General features: G+C 64.4%; 12 protein-coding genes and 1 tRNA gene. 7 read left to right on the top strand and 6 right to left on the bottom strand.

The features are described 5' to 3' along the window. Positions 1-44: 44 nt before the first annotated feature. From JQ616_RS02545 to JQ616_RS02535, 3 genes are all read right to left on the bottom strand, one after another. Entirely contained in the window at positions 45-1,013 is a 969-nt protein-coding gene (locus JQ616_RS02545; RefSeq protein ID WP_212013117.1) for a Bug family tripartite tricarboxylate transporter substrate binding protein, read from the bottom strand. A gap of 84 nt (positions 1,014-1,097) precedes the next feature. Then, positions 1,098-1,877 carry a histidinol-phosphatase gene (hisN, locus tag JQ616_RS02540; protein WP_212011991.1) on the bottom strand — a complete coding sequence of 260 codons (780 nt, stop codon included), beginning with the start codon at positions 1,875-1,877 and terminating at the stop codon, positions 1,098-1,100. A 586-nt stretch (positions 1,878-2,463) separates the two neighbouring features. Next, on the bottom strand, positions 2,464-3,351 hold the full coding sequence (locus tag JQ616_RS02535; RefSeq protein ID WP_212011989.1) for an N-formylglutamate amidohydrolase: 888 nt from the start codon (positions 3,349-3,351) through the stop codon (positions 2,464-2,466). 304 nt (positions 3,352-3,655) lie between these two features. On the opposite strand from JQ616_RS02535, the gene cpdR reads away from it, so the two are divergent. The 3 genes from cpdR to JQ616_RS02520 all read left to right on the top strand — a co-directional run bounded on the left by cpdR (position 3,656) and on the right by JQ616_RS02520 (position 4,959). Beyond that, the gene (cpdR, locus tag JQ616_RS02530) at positions 3,656-4,015 is read left to right on the top strand and encodes a cell cycle two-component system response regulator CpdR (protein WP_016843340.1); all 360 of its coding nucleotides are present in this window, start codon (positions 3,656-3,658) and stop codon (positions 4,013-4,015) included. Between the two features lie 79 nt (positions 4,016-4,094). Then, positions 4,095-4,169: transfer RNA gene (locus tag JQ616_RS02525), tRNA-Val, on the top strand. Positions 4,170-4,671: 502 nt separating this feature from the next. Further along, positions 4,672-4,959, top strand: coding sequence for a DUF5658 family protein (locus JQ616_RS02520; protein ID WP_212011987.1), 288 nt, complete (start codon positions 4,672-4,674; stop codon positions 4,957-4,959). 973 nt (positions 4,960-5,932) lie between these two features. Here JQ616_RS02520 and JQ616_RS02515 read toward each other — a convergent pair. The 3 genes from JQ616_RS02515 to JQ616_RS39755 form a co-directional block, all read right to left on the bottom strand. Continuing rightward, positions 5,933-6,769, bottom strand: a complete 837-nt coding sequence (locus tag JQ616_RS02515; protein WP_212011985.1) for a hypothetical protein — start codon at positions 6,767-6,769, stop codon at positions 5,933-5,935. Further along, positions 6,766-8,196, bottom strand: coding sequence for a putative bifunctional diguanylate cyclase/phosphodiesterase (locus JQ616_RS02510; protein ID WP_212011983.1), 1,431 nt, complete (start codon positions 8,194-8,196; stop codon positions 6,766-6,768). The genes JQ616_RS02515 and JQ616_RS02510 overlap by 4 nt, the downstream gene beginning before the upstream one ends. A 527-nt stretch (positions 8,197-8,723) precedes the next feature. Then, a complete protein-coding gene (locus tag JQ616_RS39755; protein WP_212011980.1) occupies positions 8,724-9,155 on the bottom strand; it encodes a hypothetical protein in 432 nt (143 codons plus the stop codon). A 178-nt stretch (positions 9,156-9,333) separates the two neighbouring features. Here JQ616_RS39755 and JQ616_RS02500 point away from each other — a divergent pair, with 178 nt between their 5' ends. The 4 genes from JQ616_RS02500 to JQ616_RS02485 all read left to right on the top strand — a co-directional run bounded on the left by JQ616_RS02500 (position 9,334) and on the right by JQ616_RS02485 (position 16,963). Then, on the top strand, positions 9,334-9,720 hold the full coding sequence (locus tag JQ616_RS02500; RefSeq protein WP_212011978.1) for a hypothetical protein: 387 nt from the start codon (positions 9,334-9,336) through the stop codon (positions 9,718-9,720). Between the two features lie 738 nt (positions 9,721-10,458). Beyond that, positions 10,459-11,511, top strand: coding sequence for a helix-turn-helix domain-containing protein (locus JQ616_RS02495; RefSeq protein ID WP_212011976.1), 1,053 nt, complete (start codon positions 10,459-10,461; stop codon positions 11,509-11,511). 338 nt (positions 11,512-11,849) lie between these two features. After that, positions 11,850-16,388 carry a beta strand repeat-containing protein gene (locus JQ616_RS39610; RefSeq protein ID WP_212011974.1) on the top strand — a complete coding sequence of 1,513 codons (4,539 nt, stop codon included), beginning with the start codon at positions 11,850-11,852 and terminating at the stop codon, positions 16,386-16,388. Beyond that, on the top strand, positions 16,385-16,963 hold the full coding sequence (locus JQ616_RS02485; RefSeq protein WP_212011972.1) for an invasion associated locus B family protein: 579 nt from the start codon (positions 16,385-16,387) through the stop codon (positions 16,961-16,963). Before JQ616_RS39610 ends, JQ616_RS02485 begins: the two co-directional genes overlap by 4 nt. Positions 16,964-17,021: the final 58 nt, after the last annotated feature.

Below are 17,021 nucleotides of genomic sequence, written 5' to 3'. Positions count from 1 at the left end.
AAAGTTGTGCGCGGTTCTCCAAAATCGCTGCGGGCGAGTCTTAGCTACTTCGTGGTCACGACGCCGGCGTCCTGGATCACCTTCGCCCATTTCTTGATGTCGGCGGCGATGAAGTCGCGGAAATGCTCCGGCGTGTCGCCGACCAGTGTCAGGCCTTGCTCGGCGAGCTTTGCTTTGACCGCCGGGTCGGCCATCGCCTCGGTGGCAATGCTGTTCAGTTTCGCAACGATCGCCGGCGGCGTCGCCGCTGGCGCGACCATGCCGTACCAGTTCTCGATGATCAGGTCGGGCATGCCGGCTTCCGCCGTGGTCGGCACGTCGGGTGCAGTCGGGGCGCGCTCGCGGCCGCCGAGCGCGATGGGCCGCAGCGTGCCCGCCTTGATCTGCGGCAGGATCACCGGCAGGTCCAGAAAAGTCATCTGCACCTGCTGACCCAAGAGATCGTTCACCGCCGGCGCAGCGCCGCGATACGGCACGTGCACGATGTCGATCTTCGCCGTCAGCTTGAACAATTCGCAGGCCAGATGAGGCAGGCTGCCGGGGCCGGAGGAGGCGAAGTTGAGCTTGCCCGGCTGTGCCTTGGCGAGGGCGACCAGCTCGCTCATGTTCTTCGCCGGCACGTCGGTGGCGACCACCAGCATCTCCGGCACGGTCGCAACCAGCGTCACCGGCGCGAGATCCTTCAGCGTGTCGTAGGCGACCTTCTCCATGCTCGGACTGATCGCCAGCGCCCCGGCGCTCGCGATCGCAACCGTGTAGCCATCGGGGGCGGACTTCGCGGCGGCGTCGGTGCCGAGCACGCCGCCCTGGCCGGCGCGGTTGTCGACGATGATCGGCTGCTTCACCAGTTCCGACATCTTCTGCCCGATCACCCGCGCAATGATGTCGTTCGGCCCGCCCGGCGGGAACGGCACGATCAGTCGGATCGGCTTGCTCGGGAACTCCTGGGCACTGGCCGTGACGGGCACGAGAAGGAGGAAGAAGGCTGCCATCAGCCTGCCGCGCATCGTCATATCGCCCATCCCTGGCTTTTCTCGTTGCCGTCAGGATGGGCGCAGATCAATTGCGCGGCAACTCGAGAATCAGGCCAAGAGAACTTAGGCGTTGAGCAGCTTCATCGCGGCTTCGTGCACGCGCGGGTCACCGGCGGCGATGATGCGGCCGCCGCCTTGCGCCGGCTTGCCGTCCCAGGTGGTGACGACGCCGCCGGCGCCGGTGACGATCGGGATCAGTCCGGCGATGTCGTAGGGCTTCAGGCCGGTCTCGATCACGAGGTCGAGATGGCCGGCCGCGAGCATGCAATAGGAGTAGCAGTCGCCGCCATAGCGCGATAGCCGCGCCGCATTCTCGACGCGGCCGAAGCGTTCGCGGTCATCCGGATTCATCAGCAGCGGACTGGTGGTGAACACAGTCGCTTCCTTCAGCGACGTGCAGCGCCGCACCGAAAGCCGCCGTTCGCCCGACGGCCCGGAATAATTCGCCGAACCGTTGTCGCCCGAGAAGCGCTCGCCGATATAGGGCTGGTGCATCATGCCGAATACCGGCGTACCTTTGTGCAGTAGCGCGATCAGTGTGCCCCAGATCGGAAAGCCGGCGATGAAGGATTTGGTGCCGTCGATCGGATCGAGCACCCAGACATAGTCTGCGTCCTCGCCCTCATTGCCGAATTCCTCGCCGACGATGCCGTGCTGGGGGAAGTTCGCCTTGATTAGCCGCCGCATCACCGCTTCCGCGGCGCGATCAGCCTCGGTGACCGGATCGAAATCGTTCGAGCTCTTGTTGTCGACCGAGAGCGACGTGCGGAAGAACGGCAGGATGGTTTCGCCGGATGCGGTCGCGAGGCGGCCGATGAAGGCGGTAAAGTCGATGACCGTCACGGCATGTCCCTGAAATGCGCAAACGAGGCGATAGAAGTTCGAATCCCACTCTTGCCTAGCTCAATCCAATGCGGCGCGCACGATTAACGGAGTGTTATCCCAGCCTGATGACCTTGCTTCGACTTTCGATTTGGCTTCGGATTCGAAAGTCTCGCCGGCCCCAGGATGGATCACGAAGTTGCGAGTTCTGGTATACAAGCTATGCGCCGCGCGCTGGTCGCCCAAGACTTCCCTCGTAAGATATTGATCCTACATACGGAAATCCGCTCCTGCTGGCCTGTTGCAGATCTGTCAGAGCTTCCAACCTTTCCAAGGAAATGTTTCGAAAGTTCTTGCGTTTTGTGCAGCGCGGCCGCATATTGTTGCGGTGCGGTAGCGCCTCGCGCTATCGCTGCCCTCCTTGGGCGTTTCCTCCCTAGACTTGGGCCGCTTGTTCATTCAAGCGGCCCTTTTTTCTTGGGCCCGGCCTTTTTCTTGAGCCAAGGTTTCGCAAGTGAATTGAGAATCTAATTCGGCGCTTGTCGCATCGCCAATTTGAATTCCGAGTTCATGACTTCATCGGCACAACGGCTCGACGAACGACCCTCTACTCCGCCGCCGCCTGGAACGGGCCGAGATCCCCGAACGGAATTTTCGCGAGCGCATCCGCAAGCGTTGCAAAGTCGGCCGCCATCTGGGCGAAGCGCGGTCCGCGCTCGCGGCGGCGCTCATCCATATAGACCGCGCGGTTGAGCTCGATCTGCACGGTGTGCAGGCCGCTCGCCGGGTTCCCGTAATGCTCGGTGATGAAGCCGCCGGCATAGGGCTTGTTGCGGCCGATCGAATGGCCGAGCGAACCCATGATCTCCTCGACCAGATCGGGCAGCAGCGGCGCGCAGCTCGTGCCGTAGCGGTCGCCGATTACGACGTCGGGCCGCCGCGGCTCGTCGCGCGAGACGCCGACCGACGGCATCGAATGGCAGTCGACCAGGACCACGGCGCCGAAGGCCTGATGCGCCTTGTTGATCAGCCGGCGCAGTGCGCGGTGATAAGGCTTGTAGAGCAGCTCGATCCGCCGCAGCGCTTCGTCGACTTCGAGCCGCTCGCGATAGATCTCCTGGCCGTCGCCGACCACCCGCGGGATGGTGCCCAGCCCGCCGGCCACCCGCATCGAGCGCGTGTTGGCAAAGCTCGGCAGCCGCCCGGTGAACATCCGCGGGTCGAGCTCGTAGGGCTCGCGGTTCACGTCGACATAGGAGCGCGGGAAGTTGACCCGGACGATCGGAAAGCCGCGATCGCTCAAGCCCGCGATCAGCTCGTCCATGAAGCTGTCTTCGGAGCGGCGCAACGACGTCACGTCGATTCGCGACGCCTCGAGGAACTCGGCCGGATAGACCGAGCCTGAATGCGGGGAATTGAAGATGATCGGCGCGCGCCAGGCCTGCGGCTCAACGATCTCGAACGGGGGCGACAACTCGCCAGCAAATTCGCTCATTCCCTTGGCGCCGTCCCTTGCGTCCGCCTCGCCCCGCAAGAATTGATTCTGCCGGAAAAGCGGAGATTTATGGGCGGGCATTGTCGGTAATCACGATCATTCTGCCAAGTGAAAAGAGTGCGGTATCCGCTGGAACGCGTCTGAAAGGCAGCAAATGCCGCACCAGGTTGCTTCGACGCGCGGTTCGGTCCACAAATAGTCGGTGCCCGACGCCTCGGACTTGACGCAAATTTCACCCGAAATTTACCGTCTGTCGGGCTTACTGTTCGGACTGATCCTCCAGCCGGATTCGACGATTCCTGCCATGCCGAAAATTCTCCTCGCCGAAGACGATACCGATATGCGCCGCTTCCTGGTCAAGGCGCTCGAAAACGCGGGTTTCAAGGTCTCGCCGCATGACAACGGCATGTCGGCCTACCAGCGGCTGCGCGAGGAGCCGTTCGAAATGCTGCTCACCGACATCGTGATGCCCGAGATGGACGGCATTGAGTTGGCCCGCCGGGCCTCGGAACTCGACCCCGACATCAAGATCATGTTCATCACCGGCTTCGCCGCGGTGGCCCTCAATTCCGATTCGGAGGCGCCGAAAAACGCCAAGGTGCTGGCCAAGCCCGTGCACCTCAGGGAATTGGTTAGCGAAGTGAATAAGTTGTTGGCGGCCTGATTCGCCAAAAAACCTTCACTTTGCGTCCTTGCCTGCCCCGCCGGCGTCCGTTATAGGGACCCGATCCAAACATGGCTTTGGGTGCGTAGCTCAGCGGGAGAGCACTACCTTGACATGGTAGGGGTCACAGGTTCGATCCCTGTCGCACCCACCACGCTTCGCCCTGACGGGCTTCGCGTGGCGCAGCCACGCGGAGACCTTCAGGTCGAAGCGTGTCCGGCGTAGCCCGAGCTTGCGAAAGCGAAGACAGACTATCGCCGCAAACAAACTGGTCCTATCGCGCAGCGAGAGAAGGATGCCACGCCAAAGCCCAACGGGCGAAGGCGGGCCCCTGGCCGCGAGCTCCGGCTCGGCAAGCCACGCTTCGGAACGACGAAGTCGTGGTTTCTCATTCAACCCGTCAAACAGCCAAGCACGCGATGTCATCGCCCGCGAAAGCGGGCGATCCAGTATTCCAGAGGCAGCAGGGCTTGAGCCGAGAGGCCGCGGCGTACTGGACCGCCCGGTCGAGCCGGGCGACGACATTTGAGGATGAGGATACAGCCTGGAACCTGCCGCACCATTCCCCGTTGCAGTCTGCTGACGGAACCAAGAATTAAGGAATTGGCCTCAAACAGGGGTCTTTAGCAGTCCGCGGTCCGTCCCGAGAGGCTGAAATGAATTTAGTGAAGGCATTGCTCGTACTTCTCGTGCTCGTGTTCGGCTGCGCCGATCTGGCGACCACCAACAAGATTTTGGAACTCGGGTTCGGTGAAGCGAATCCGTTCATGCACATGACTCAGACCTGGTTCGGAGTCTGGTGGATGATCCCCAAGCTGGGACTGACGTTTGTCATCATGGCGCTGCTCTGGCGCAGCAAGAACGTGTTCAATATCGCTCTTGTCGCGGCGTTCTGCTCCACGCCCGTCATCAACAACGCCCTGCTTATCGCGGGCGTGATCTAAGCCGTTCGCGCAGCGGGCTCTTGCGCTCGGCCATGCCTTAATTTCCAGGACCGCCGGCGGCATTTTGCAGCGGGATGCGAATGAGCACTCCGCGCGACTGATCACGGGGATTCGGTTTGACGAAGGAGCAGCTCGCCCGAGACGCGGCGGAGATTTTCCGGCTGCTGCGGGCATTTCGCTCGATCAAGGACCGAACGATGCGTGGGCGCGTTGTCGAGGCTGTCGAGACAATGGCTGAAGGCCGCGCAACCGACAGCGCACTCGGTGACAAGGCCGGGAAGCCTCATGTTTGAATGCTGCGCAATCTCCTGGGCCTCGCGACCAATCGGGGCGTGACGCAGGCACACTCGGTTCGCGGAAGGCTCAGGCGCTCAAAAGAAAGACCCCAGAGCAGGACGCGCTGGGGTCGAGTTTTCACTTGGAATTTTTGGCGCTGTGATCAGCAGCGCCCTTGAATGCGGCACCACGCGAATGGACCGCATCCGCACGCTACCGTGTAGTGGTGCTCTAACAACCCACGCGCGGCGCATGGGCCCAGTCGTTGCAGAGCGTGATTATCGATCGCTGCATGACCTATTTGGGGCATGGCAATCGACGCAAAATGAATAAGGTGTTTGCCTTTCGCGTTAGCCCTGCACCAACAATCTGCCGGCGGACTTGCAGTGCCGCTCCTCATGGAGCTGGCCCGCTATCCCGAGAGGCCCCGTAGAAGCACGCCCCCGGAGTACTACGCGTCGCATTTCGGCTTTGGTGCTGATACTCCCTTGGCACCTCGTCGATTGACCGACGTCTCCCGCGCCATTGGATTCGCTGTGCACACCGCTCTGAGCCTGGTTTCGATTTGGGTGCTGATCAACATGCTGTTCGTCGTGGTGATGACGCCTCCGGACGACTCGCATCGCACTGAACCAAGCGCAAACGACTGATCATCACCCAAAGGAGGCGACGACGTCCGGCTCGTTGGAAAGGCCGGTCAGTGCTGCAGGTTTCTGCCGCTCCAGGGTGAAGGTCGCGCGGGCGCGGCCGCGGCGCCGACCAGCGGACGCCGGTTCCAGTCCAGCACCGAGTCGCTGTGCAGCTGCTCGACGACCCACAGGAAATAGACCGAGGCGGGAATGCCGATCAGGTCGAAGACCAGCATCGAGCCGCTGCCGTGCGTCGTGGCATCGATCAGATGGATCAAGCCGCAGCTGAAGAATACCCCCGCCAGCGCAGTCCCCGACAGCGACCAGACACCGGTCGCCAGATAGCGGCGCACCTGATGGTCAGCCAGATACCAGCCGACCAGGCCGTAGGTCACGGTCACGAACACATTGGCAAAGAACGTGGCCGAGGCAACGTCGATCCAGCTGCTCGGGGCAGTCACGCGCGCGGCGAGATCGGCCGACGTGCAAACGAACGGGACGTTGGCACCGGGCTGGGCCATCGCCCAGGCCGCCAACCAGCCTGCCGTAATGGCGAAGCCGCTGACCAGCAACATTACGCGATGCGGCGAGAGCACGATCAGTCGTTCGCCCTGGCCGCCCAATATCGTCTCGAACCGCAGGAACACAAAGGTGAGTCCTGCCGGCAGCCCAAGCAGGGTGACGGCGAGCATCGACCAGGACACGCTTTCGCCCTGCAGCACCTGGAAGCCGTGCACCAGATGATGCGGGCCGCAGCTTGCAGCCATCATCGAAAATCCGATGCCGAAGCGGGACCAGCCCCGGTAACGATGCAGGCTGACCGTTTCCCAGGCTGACAAGACCCCGAGGCCCGCGTAGGCCAATCCGATCGCCAGATTGCTGAGACCAATGACGAGGTACATCATCGCGAGACCGTTGCCTTGGTGCCCATCGGAGCGCCGATGTGATCGAGGAATTCGTCGATGAAGTAGTGATGGCCGCGCCGCACCGGTCCTTCCACGGGCTGCGCGGCGTGCAGCGCGCGTCCTGAACTCGGATGCCAGAGCGCCTTGGTCAGCATCGGTGCGATCTGTTCGGCGGCAACGGGCCGCGAGAAAAAATAGCCCTGAGCGACGTCGCAACCCATGCGCAGCAGCATTGCGGCCTGCTCGCTTCTTTCGACGCCCTCGGCGATGGTGTGTTTGCCCATCGCGTAGGCGAGGCTCAGGATCGACGATACGATCGCGGTATCGCCAGGTTCGCTGCTCAGACCATCGATGAAGCTGCGGTCGATCTTCAGGACTTCGGCCGGCATGTCGCGCAGCCGCGAGAGCGATGAGTGTTCGGTGCCGAAATCGTCGATCGCGACGAACACACCAAGCTGCCGGATTTGATCGAGGATCTGGACGACCTCGTCCGGGGCGCTCATCATGACGCTTTCGGTGATCTCGAGGCACAGGGCGGTCGGATCGACATTGGTGTCGGCGAGAACCTGGCGCAGCTCCTGGATGAAGGTCGGCTCCGCAAGCTCGCGCGGCGATACGTTCACAGTCATGGCCAGCGGGCAGCTCGGCATCAACCTGGTCCACTCGGCGAGCTGGCGGCAGGATTCCTGCAGCACCTGCCGGCCGATCTTGACGATCAGCCCGCATTCCTCGGCGACCGGAATGAAGTCGGCGGGCGAGATGATGCCGCGTTCGGGATGTCGCCAGCGCACCAGCGCCTCGACGCCGACGACGCACCCATCTTTCAAGCGGACCTGCGGCTGATACTCGACGAACAGCTGCGATTCCCGCAGCGCCGCGCGCAGATCGGACTCGATTTGAACGCGCTTCTCGGCGCGGGCATGCAGCTCGTCGTTGAACTCCGCCAATCGCGCTCGGCCACGGACTTTTGCCGCGTAGAGCGCAGTGTCCGCCTCGCGCAGCAATTGTTCGGCGGACTTCGTGCCGGGCTTGCAATGCGCGAGCCCGACGCTTGCCGACACCACGACTTCCTTGCCGGAGAGCAGGATCGGCTCGGCGAAGGCGGCAAGAATCCGCCGGCCGAGCTCTGCTCCGGAGGCGGCCGACGCACGCGGATGCAGCACGACCATCTCGTCGCCGCCGAACCGGCTCGCGGTATCTTCCGGTCCAAGACAGCCGAGGATGCGCCGCGCCATTTCGGACAACACCTTGTCGCCGCTGCTATGACCGAGTGAATCATTGACCAGCTTGAAGTTGTCGAGATCGACGAACAGAACCGCGACCCGTGCAGCGTCATCGGCCTTGCGCGCGAGTTCACGATCCAGCCGTTCGAGCAGGAGGCTGCGCGTCGGCAGCCCGGTCAATTGATCATGAGCCGCCGTGTGCATGAGGCGCGCAATGACGCCGCGCAGGCGCTCAACTTCCGAGCTTGTTCCAGCCGAAGGAGCGACGATGTCATTCTCAGCGCCCGAACGCTGTTCCCTGATCGCGGCCCCGAGCGGTATTGAAGTATTCGGCCGCAGTCCGCGCATTTCCAGTCCCCAATCACCATTAAAATATCCGGCGACGGTAGGCAGTCTGGAGTTTGCAAAAAGTTGCGTGAAGGGCGTTCGCGACTTATGCGCGATAACGATTTGCAAGATGGTTACAAATCTACGACGGGCGCGTGGTCCATTTGTTGCGACTTTCGTCGACGGTACAAGTACCGAGGTTCCGATGCATCGCTATTTTGGAACTGCGGTTCATCGAGTGATCGATAGCGCAATGGTTCCGGGCGCGAGATGGCCGGCGCGGATGTCGAGCAGGCTCACAACGCTGTAGCGATGTCACCGTCGGCGGTGCCATCAGCGTGATCGCGCGAATTGACCGCGCATGGGTAACGCGCGCGGTCAATTCGGCAGGCTTCCAATCGATCTCACCAGTGATGCCAGCGATGATGCCAGCGCGGGTAGCCGCCGCGATAATAGGCGTATGCCGGCCGCACCACGTGACGATAGCGGTAGCCGTAATAGGCCGGCCTGTATCCGCTATAATATGTCGTGGTGTATCCGCCGCCCCAACGATATGGCGCGTAGCCGTAATCGTCATCATAGGTGTAGGAGCCGTAGCCGGGCCCATAGTAGGCGGGCGCGTAGCCGTAACCGTAGCCCGGGTAGCCATAACCATAGCCGTAACCGGGGCCCCAACCGTAGGCCGATGAGGCGATGCCGCCGACCACCGCGCTGGCGATCAGGCCACCTGCGAGCGCCGGGCCGAATCCACCGCGTGCTTCGGCGGGTGCCGGGGCCGCGACCGCGCTGACCCCGAGTCCGCCGACCGTCGCAAGAACGAGTGCTGTCTTCCGCATGAGATCCTCCTCCAACGTGACTGCCCAGCCGATCAACGGGGCAGGGTGGCATTGGTTGCTGTTCGGAACCCCGCCCGCGCTGGAGAAGTCGTGCAGCGGATACCGGCCCGGCAGGCACCCTGGAGCCGGTCATGTCACGCTTCGCCGACGGGAAGCCGCTCCGTACGGAAAAGCAGCAATGCGCATCTCGACGACCGTCGCGTCTCAGGCAATAGAAGGGCGGGGAACACCGGTCGCAGACGGCTCCTCTCGTGACCGCCGCCGCCTGCCAACCGCGGCGTTCCGCGACGAGGGCGCCGCCGGCGCCATCGAGTTGACGCCGGAGGAGCGCCGCATCGTCCATGGAGTCATCTTCTCGATCTTTGAGCTCTATGAGCTCAAGGTGCACGGTTTCGTTCCGGCGGGGATCTGGAAGATCAGGGAGCCCGATATCGAGAGGGTGCTCTTGCTGCCCGTCTTCCAGCAAGAGCTGGCTGACGTGCAAGGCCGGTTCGCGAGGCATCCGCGCTTTGCGGCCTGGCTCGACCAGATCGGGCAAGGCAACGCATCGTCGGGCGCAGCCTGACTTCAGAACCGGTCTCCGTCGATGACGACGCGGCGCCGCGATCTATCGGCGAATTCGTCATGTTGGTCGCAGCATCCGATGAGCATCATGACGTTCGTCACCTCGACGTTGCGCTGAGAATGCCGCAACGTGCGGTGACACGTGTGCCTCGTGCAGCTCGCGTGCGCCGTTCGTGTCGATCGCATCCCGATCGCATTCACACTGCACCGTGGTGGATTGCCGCATGAATAGGCAAGCGTCCGCAGGCGCGGGCGGACGAGAACCGATCCGCCGGATTATCGATGTGTCATGTACCGTGCTTAGGTCGCTGCAATATCGCGGCATCCGTTTCGTCCCGGCGCAATCGAGAAAATTTTCCGAAGAGTCTTCGCTCATGCGTTGCCGGATCGCATCGCTGCGAAAGCAATCTTGGGTTTCTGCACGGCGTGCGTTGTCGCACCTCTGGTTCTTGCGCAGATTGTTCTCTAGATCAGTCAAGCCGACTCGGTGACGGAGCTGCCGGGCCGGATTCGTCAATGACGCGACAATGATGAATGCCATGTGTGAGCACGACTGCCGCAGGAACCGTCGGCCCTATCAGGAGCGGCCGGCCTAAGCGGATGATGTCCGCATCCAGAAAATGCTGCCTCTCTGTCCGCCTGACATTCGCCTGCCCGCCAGCGGCCGGCGACGCAACCTTGGGAATGCGCCTCCGTTGAGACGACGTTCGTCGTTTGCAACAGCGGGGGACGAAAGTACATGCAACAAGACGACAACCCGCCAGTGAGCGCAACGAAGCTCCTGGAGCAAGTTCCGTTACCGCGCGAACCTCGGAACATCAGGGATATTGCCCCGGCGGTGCCGCGGCTGTTCACGACACGGCTTTATCCGCCGTCGGAGCAGCTCGAGGTCTGGAAGACGCGGATGGCCTCGCTGATCGACGTCGCGCCACCGGACGGCCACAGCCCCGCGCAGGGGTTCGAGGTGGAATACCTGACCTGCAACATGGCCGATGTCGTCTTCACGTCCGGGCGGTTTGCCGATCAAACATTCGCGCGCGCCGCCGAGCCATCGCAGGGCACGCCGGTCGATATCTGGTGGCTGTTCCGCGTGCGCTCCGGCGAGGCCCGCTTCGAAACCGCGGAGCGGCGGATTCACGGCGGGCCGGGCGCGATGTTCCTGATCTCGCTCGACGATGATTTTCGCGGCAGCATCACCGGCTATGACGGGCTGGTGCTCGCGCTGCCGCGCCGGGCGTTCGTCGATGTGGCCGACCAACTCAATGAGGTCTGCAACACCCTGTTGTCGGGCAATCTGATCGAGCTGCTGACCGACTATCTCGACAGACTGGAAACCCGCCTGGTCCTGATGTCCTCGGAGGAATTGCGACAGGCGGGTCGCGCGACGGCGCAGATGATTGCCGCATGCATTCAGCTTTCGGTGGACCGGCTGGAGCAGGCGCGCGGCGCGATCGAGTCGGTGCTGTTCGAGCGTGCGCGCCTATATATAGAGACGCATCTCGGCGACTTCGATCTCACGCCGGATCGCATCGCGCAGCAATTGCGCATCTCGCGCTCCGCCCTCTACCGTGCATTCGAGAGCGTCGGCGGTGTCGCCGGCTATATCCTGCGCAAGCGGTTGCGCGCCGCGCACGCCGAACTCGTCGCGTTCAACGACAGGCAGGTGCAGGAGATCGCCTATCGCAACGGCTTCAAGCTGGCGTCGGATTTCACGCGCGCGTTTCGCCGCGAGTTCGGCGTCAGCCCGCGCGAAATGCGCGAACGAGTGCGTCGTCGATCAACTATCGGTTGAAGATGTGCAAAACAACTCACGGTGAAATGAGTCAATCATTCAACTTGTGAGACGATCTGCGCGTTATTTGGACGGCCTGCTGAGTGACGTTGTCAAATATGTGTCTATCCTTTTTCATATGACGACTCGGGGCACATTGATGGGGCAGTCGAGCGAGCGCGGGGTGGCAAGATGCGCTCGATGAGTTCGACACATCGTCGGCCAGGACCGGAAGTTCATCGCGCATCGTGCGATCGTCTTCATCTCTCCGCGTGTGTGGCCTCGGGGCCAACGCGTCGGACCGGTTCATGGCGCGTCGCCTCCGGCGTCTGGACCAGATGTCGCGAAAGGGGCGCACCATGGCTGTCGCACGCAATTCAACCACATCTCTGAAGACGCAGGGCCGCAGCGGCTTCGTCCGTTGCTGGATCGCGTCGCGCGATGCGGGCAGCCGCTCGCTGCGGCGCCGGCTGCTGGCCGTGCTGCGTGAGGCGCATCGGACGCTCGGGGTGAAGCGCGACCGTCTGGGGCTCGGGCCGCTGGGCGCCGGCGGCGTTGCATCGACGGTCGCCGCATCGCTCGGTGCGCTCGCGATCATGATCGCCGCCACCTCGGCCGCCAGCGCCCAGAACTACAATGCCGGAACCGGAAGCGTGGCCTCCGGCGGCGGTGCAACCGCGGTCGGCACCAATGCATCCGCGACGTCCTCGTCAGGCTCCGCGGTGGCGATGGGCGCGAACGCCAAGGCGAACGCGACGGGCCAGGGTTCTCCGATCGCGATCGGCGCCGCCGCGAATGCCAGCGGCACCGCTCCCGCCGGGTTCAGCTTCGAGGCGATTGCGATTGGCACCGGCACCAACTCGACCGGACCATGGTCGACCGCCGTCGGCACCACGGCCACCGCGAGCGGGACCGGATCGAGCGCGTTCGGCACCTCCGCGAGCGCGACGGGGGATCAGTCCACGGCGATTGGAAATGGAGCGAGCGCCAGCAATGTGTATGCGGTCGCCCAAGGCTATCTCGCCAGCGCTTCGGGACAATATTCGGTGGCGCTGAGCCGAAACGCGAGCGCCACCGGCGACGGCGCGATGGCGCTGGGCGCCGGCACCGTTTCGGGCGGCATCAATTCGATCGCACTCGGCGTCAATGCAAATGCGACCAAAGCCGGCGACAGTGCACTCGGCACCTTCGCCAGCGCCACCGGAGGTAACTCCACCGCGGTCGGCGTCAGCTCCACTGCGAGTGCCAACTCTGCGTTTGCCGGAGGCTGGTCATCCGTCGCCAGTGGCACGAACTCGGTCGCGCTCGGCATGCAGACTCAGGCATCCGGAGGAGGTGCGACCGCCCTTGGCACGGGCAGCAACGCCAGCGCGGTCAATTCGGTGGCGGTCGGCTTCCAGAACCAGGCTTCCAGCAACAACTCGGCCGCGCTTGGCGTGAGCTCGACCGCTTCGGCCAACGGCGCGCTGGTGTTCGGCAACAATTCGACCGCGTCGGGCGTCAACTCGGTCGTGTTCGGCACCAGCGCCGTCGGCGATCACCTCAATGCGATCGCGGTCGGCACCCAGGCCACTGCGACGCAGGAGCAAGCGACCGCGGTCGGCACCCAGTCGCAAGCAACCGGCACGTTTTCGACCGCGCTTGGCTCGGGCGGGACAACCACCGCGACGCGGGTGACCGCCTCCGGCGCCGGATCGCTGGCGCTCGGCGGCAACGCCACCGCCGGAGCCAATGCATCGGCCGACAACGCCATCGCGATCGGCGGGCAGGCGGCTGCCAGCGCCGTCAGCGCGATTGCGCTCGGCACCAATGCCGCGGCCAGTTCGACCAATGCCGTCGCGGTCGGCACCAACGCGACCGCGGCCGGCGGGCAGGCCGTTTCGATCGGCGCGAACAACGTTGCCTTCGGCAACGGCGCCGTGGCGATCGGCGATCCCAGCTATGCCAGCGGCACCGGCGCCTTCACCGGCGGCGCGAACAACATCGCCAACAGTGACGGCACGGCCAGCGCCACCGCGGCCAACCAGGCCAACGGCGCGGTCGCGATCGGCAACAACAACAAGGCGATCGGGCAGGGCTCCGTGGCGCTCGGCAACGGCTCGACCGCGGGCGCCGCCGGTCTCGTGGGCAACGTCGCATTGGGTAACGGCGCGACGGCGGCGACAAGCGCCGGCGATGTCGCGCTCGGCTCCGGCAGCGTGACCGCCGCCGCGGTCGCTACCAGCGGCGTCACCATCGCCGGAAAAGCCTATACCTTTGCCGGCACCACGCCGGCCTCGACGGTCAGCATCGGTGCGGTCGGCGCCGAGCGCACCATCACCAATGTCGCCGCGGGACGGCTCAGCAACTCGTCGACCGACGCGATCAACGGCTCGCAGCTGTTCGCCACCAACCAGGCGGTCGATAGCCTGGCCACCACCGTCAACAACATCGGCACCGGCGGCATCAAGTATTTCCACGCCAATTCGACGCTGGCCGATTCCTCCGCTGTGGGGACCGACTCGATCGCGGTCGGTCCGCTGGCGACCGCGACCGGCACCAATGCCATTGCCGTCGGCAATTCCTCGGCCACCGGTGCCGACAATGCCGTCGCGGTCGGCTTTGCCTCGAGCGCGTCGGCGCTCGACTCTGTCGCCTTGGGCTATATCTCCAAGGCGACGGGCCAGTTCAGCACTGCGGTCGGCCCCAATGCCCAGGCCTCGGCCACGTCCAGCACCGCGATCGGCCAGAATGCGGCGGCTTCCGATGTTCAGGCGACCTCTCTCGGTGTCAATTCGAGTGCCGGTGCCGCGAATGGGCTCGCGCTCGGCGCCAATGCCAACGCCGCGAACGCAAATGCGGTCGCGCTCGGCTCCGGCAGCGTCACCGCTGCCGCGGTCGGGACCGGCAGCATGACGATAGCCGGGACGAGCTACACTTTCGCCGGCGTGACCCCGACCTCAACGGTCAGCGTTGGCTCGGTCGGCAACGAGCGCACCATCACCAATGTCGCTGCAGGACGGGTCAGCAACACCTCGACCGATGCGATCAACGGCTCCCAGCTGTTCGCCGCGACGCAGGCGATCGACAGCCTCTCGACCGTCGTCACCAACGGTCTCTCACACTATTATAGCGTCAACGACGGCGGCACCCAGCAGGCCAACTACGCCAACAACGGCGCCACCGGGACCAACTCGATGGCGGCCGGCGTCGCCGCGTCGGCGACCGCCACGAATTCCACCGCGCTCGGCTTCAACACCCAGGCCACGGTGGATGGCGGCGTCGCGATCGGCTCGGGGTCGGTCTCCAACCGCGCGCTGGCGCCGGCGTCCGGCATCATCGGCGGCACCATCATCCCCTACAACACCACCGATCTGACGCTGCTCGGTGCGGTGTCGGTCGGTAATGCGACGAGCTATCGGCAGATCACCAATGTGGCCGACGGCACCCAGTCGAGCGACGCCGTGACCGTGCGGCAGCTGACTGGTGCGCTGTCGTCATTCGCGACCACGACGACGAAATACTTCCACGCCAACTCGACGCTCGCCGACTCACTCGCAGTCGGTACCGATTCGGTCGCGGTCGGACCGCAGACCGTGGTCAACGGCGACAACGGCATCGGCATGGGCAATGGCGCGACCGTGGCGCAGACCGCGCCCGGCGGCATCGCGATCGGCCAGAATTCGGTGTCCAATTTCGCCGATTCGATCGCGTTCGGCACCAATGCGACGGCCAACGGTATCCAGTCAGTCTCGATCGGCGCGGGATCCCAGACCACCAACCCGACCAGCGTCGCGCTCGGTCCGAACGCCAAGGCGACGGCGCAGGCCGGCGACGTCGCGCTCGGTGCCAATTCAACCACCTCGACCGTGGTCGCGACCAAGAGCACCACGATCGCCGGCACTACCTACGACTTTGCCGGTACCGCGCCGACCTCGACCGTCAGCGTCGGCAGCGCCGGTGCCGAGCGCACCATCACCAATGTCGCCGCGGGCCAGATCAATTCGACCTCGACGGATGCGATCAACGGCTCGCAGCTCTGGGCCACCAACACCTCGCTCGCCGCTCTCTACACCACGGTCAACAACATCTCGACCGGCAGCGGCGGCATCAAATATTTCCACGCCAATTCGACCGCGGCGGATTCCATCGCAACCGGATCGGAGAGCGTCGCGATCGGACCGCAATCGGTCGCGAGCGGCGCCAATGCGATCTCGATGGGCAACGGCTCGGCCGCGTCGGCCGACAATTCGGTCGCGATCGGCGCCGGCGCCAAGGCGACTTCGGCCAACTCGCTGGCGCTCGGCGCCAACTCCACCACCACGGCCAATCTGAGCGATGCGGCCTATACGCCCGTCGTCGGCAAGAGCGTCGCGGGGGTTGCGACCGGCGAAGTGTCGGTCGGCTCGTCCGGGGCCGAGCGCCGCGTCACCAATGTCGCCGCCGGCTCGGCCGCGACCGACGCGGTCAATGTCAGCCAGCTGCAAGCGGTTGCGTCCACCTCGATCCGCTACGACACCGATGCCTCCGGCAACACCACCAACAAGGTGACGTTGAACAGCGGCAATGGCGGACCGGTGACCATCAGCAATGTCGCGGCCGGCGTCGCCGGCACTGATGCGGTCAACGTCAACCAGCTCAACAGTGCGTTCCAGCAGCTCAACGGCCAGATCGGCGAAGTGCGGCAGGACGCCTGGCGTGCGGCCGCGATCGGCATGGCCGCCGCATCGCTGCGCTATGACGACCGGCCTGGCAAGATCAGCGCATCGGCCGGCGGCGGCGTCTGGCGCAGCCAGGGCGCGCTCGCCTTCGGCATCGGCTACACCAGCGAGAACAGCCGGCTGCGCAGCAACCTGGCGGCGACCACCGCCGGCAGCGACTGGGGCGTCAGCGCCGGCATGAGCCTGACGCTCAATTGACCCTGACGTCGAAGAGGCGGCTGGCGTGTCTGGCCTGGGTGGTCTGGCTCGTGACGGCGGCGAGTGCGGGTGCGCAGCCCGCGTCGCCGCCCGTCTATGCCGTGAAGCCGTCTGATGTCGTGGTCCCGGAAGGCGAGACGCTCGGCGAGTTCAGGCGGATGATCCAGCCGTTCAAGAACTGGACGTTGATCTGCGACGAGAGCCTCAGATCGAAGCGCCGGGTCTGCAACGTCACGCAGTCGATCGTCAATTCGCAGGGTGCGGTCGCCTTCAATTGGTCGCTGATTGCGACCGCCGACGGCAAGCCGCTGATGGCGATGCGGATTCCCGCGGCCGCCGGTGTCGGCGCGCAGATCGAGCTCGCGATGGGCGACAGTCCGGATCGCATCGTCGCGCAGACCGATCGCTGCGATACCAATTTCTGCTTCGCAACGATCGCGATCGGCAATGTGCTGCGGCGGCATATCCGCGCGGCGACGCCGTGCCTGGTGTCCTATCAGCTTCCGCAGACCGGGCCGGTCATGCTGGAGGCGCCGCTCGACGGACTGTCCGGCGTGCTGGCGAAATTGAAATGACGTGGGGTCGGAGATGCGGATGTGGAATTCCGGGATCCGGCTCGAGACTGACACGCGA

The sequence above is a fragment of the Bradyrhizobium tropiciagri genome, assembly GCF_018130545.1.
Classification (GTDB): Bacteria; Pseudomonadota; Alphaproteobacteria; order Rhizobiales; family Xanthobacteraceae; genus Bradyrhizobium; species Bradyrhizobium tropiciagri_A.
This window is presented reverse-complemented; position numbering and strand designations above follow the sequence as displayed.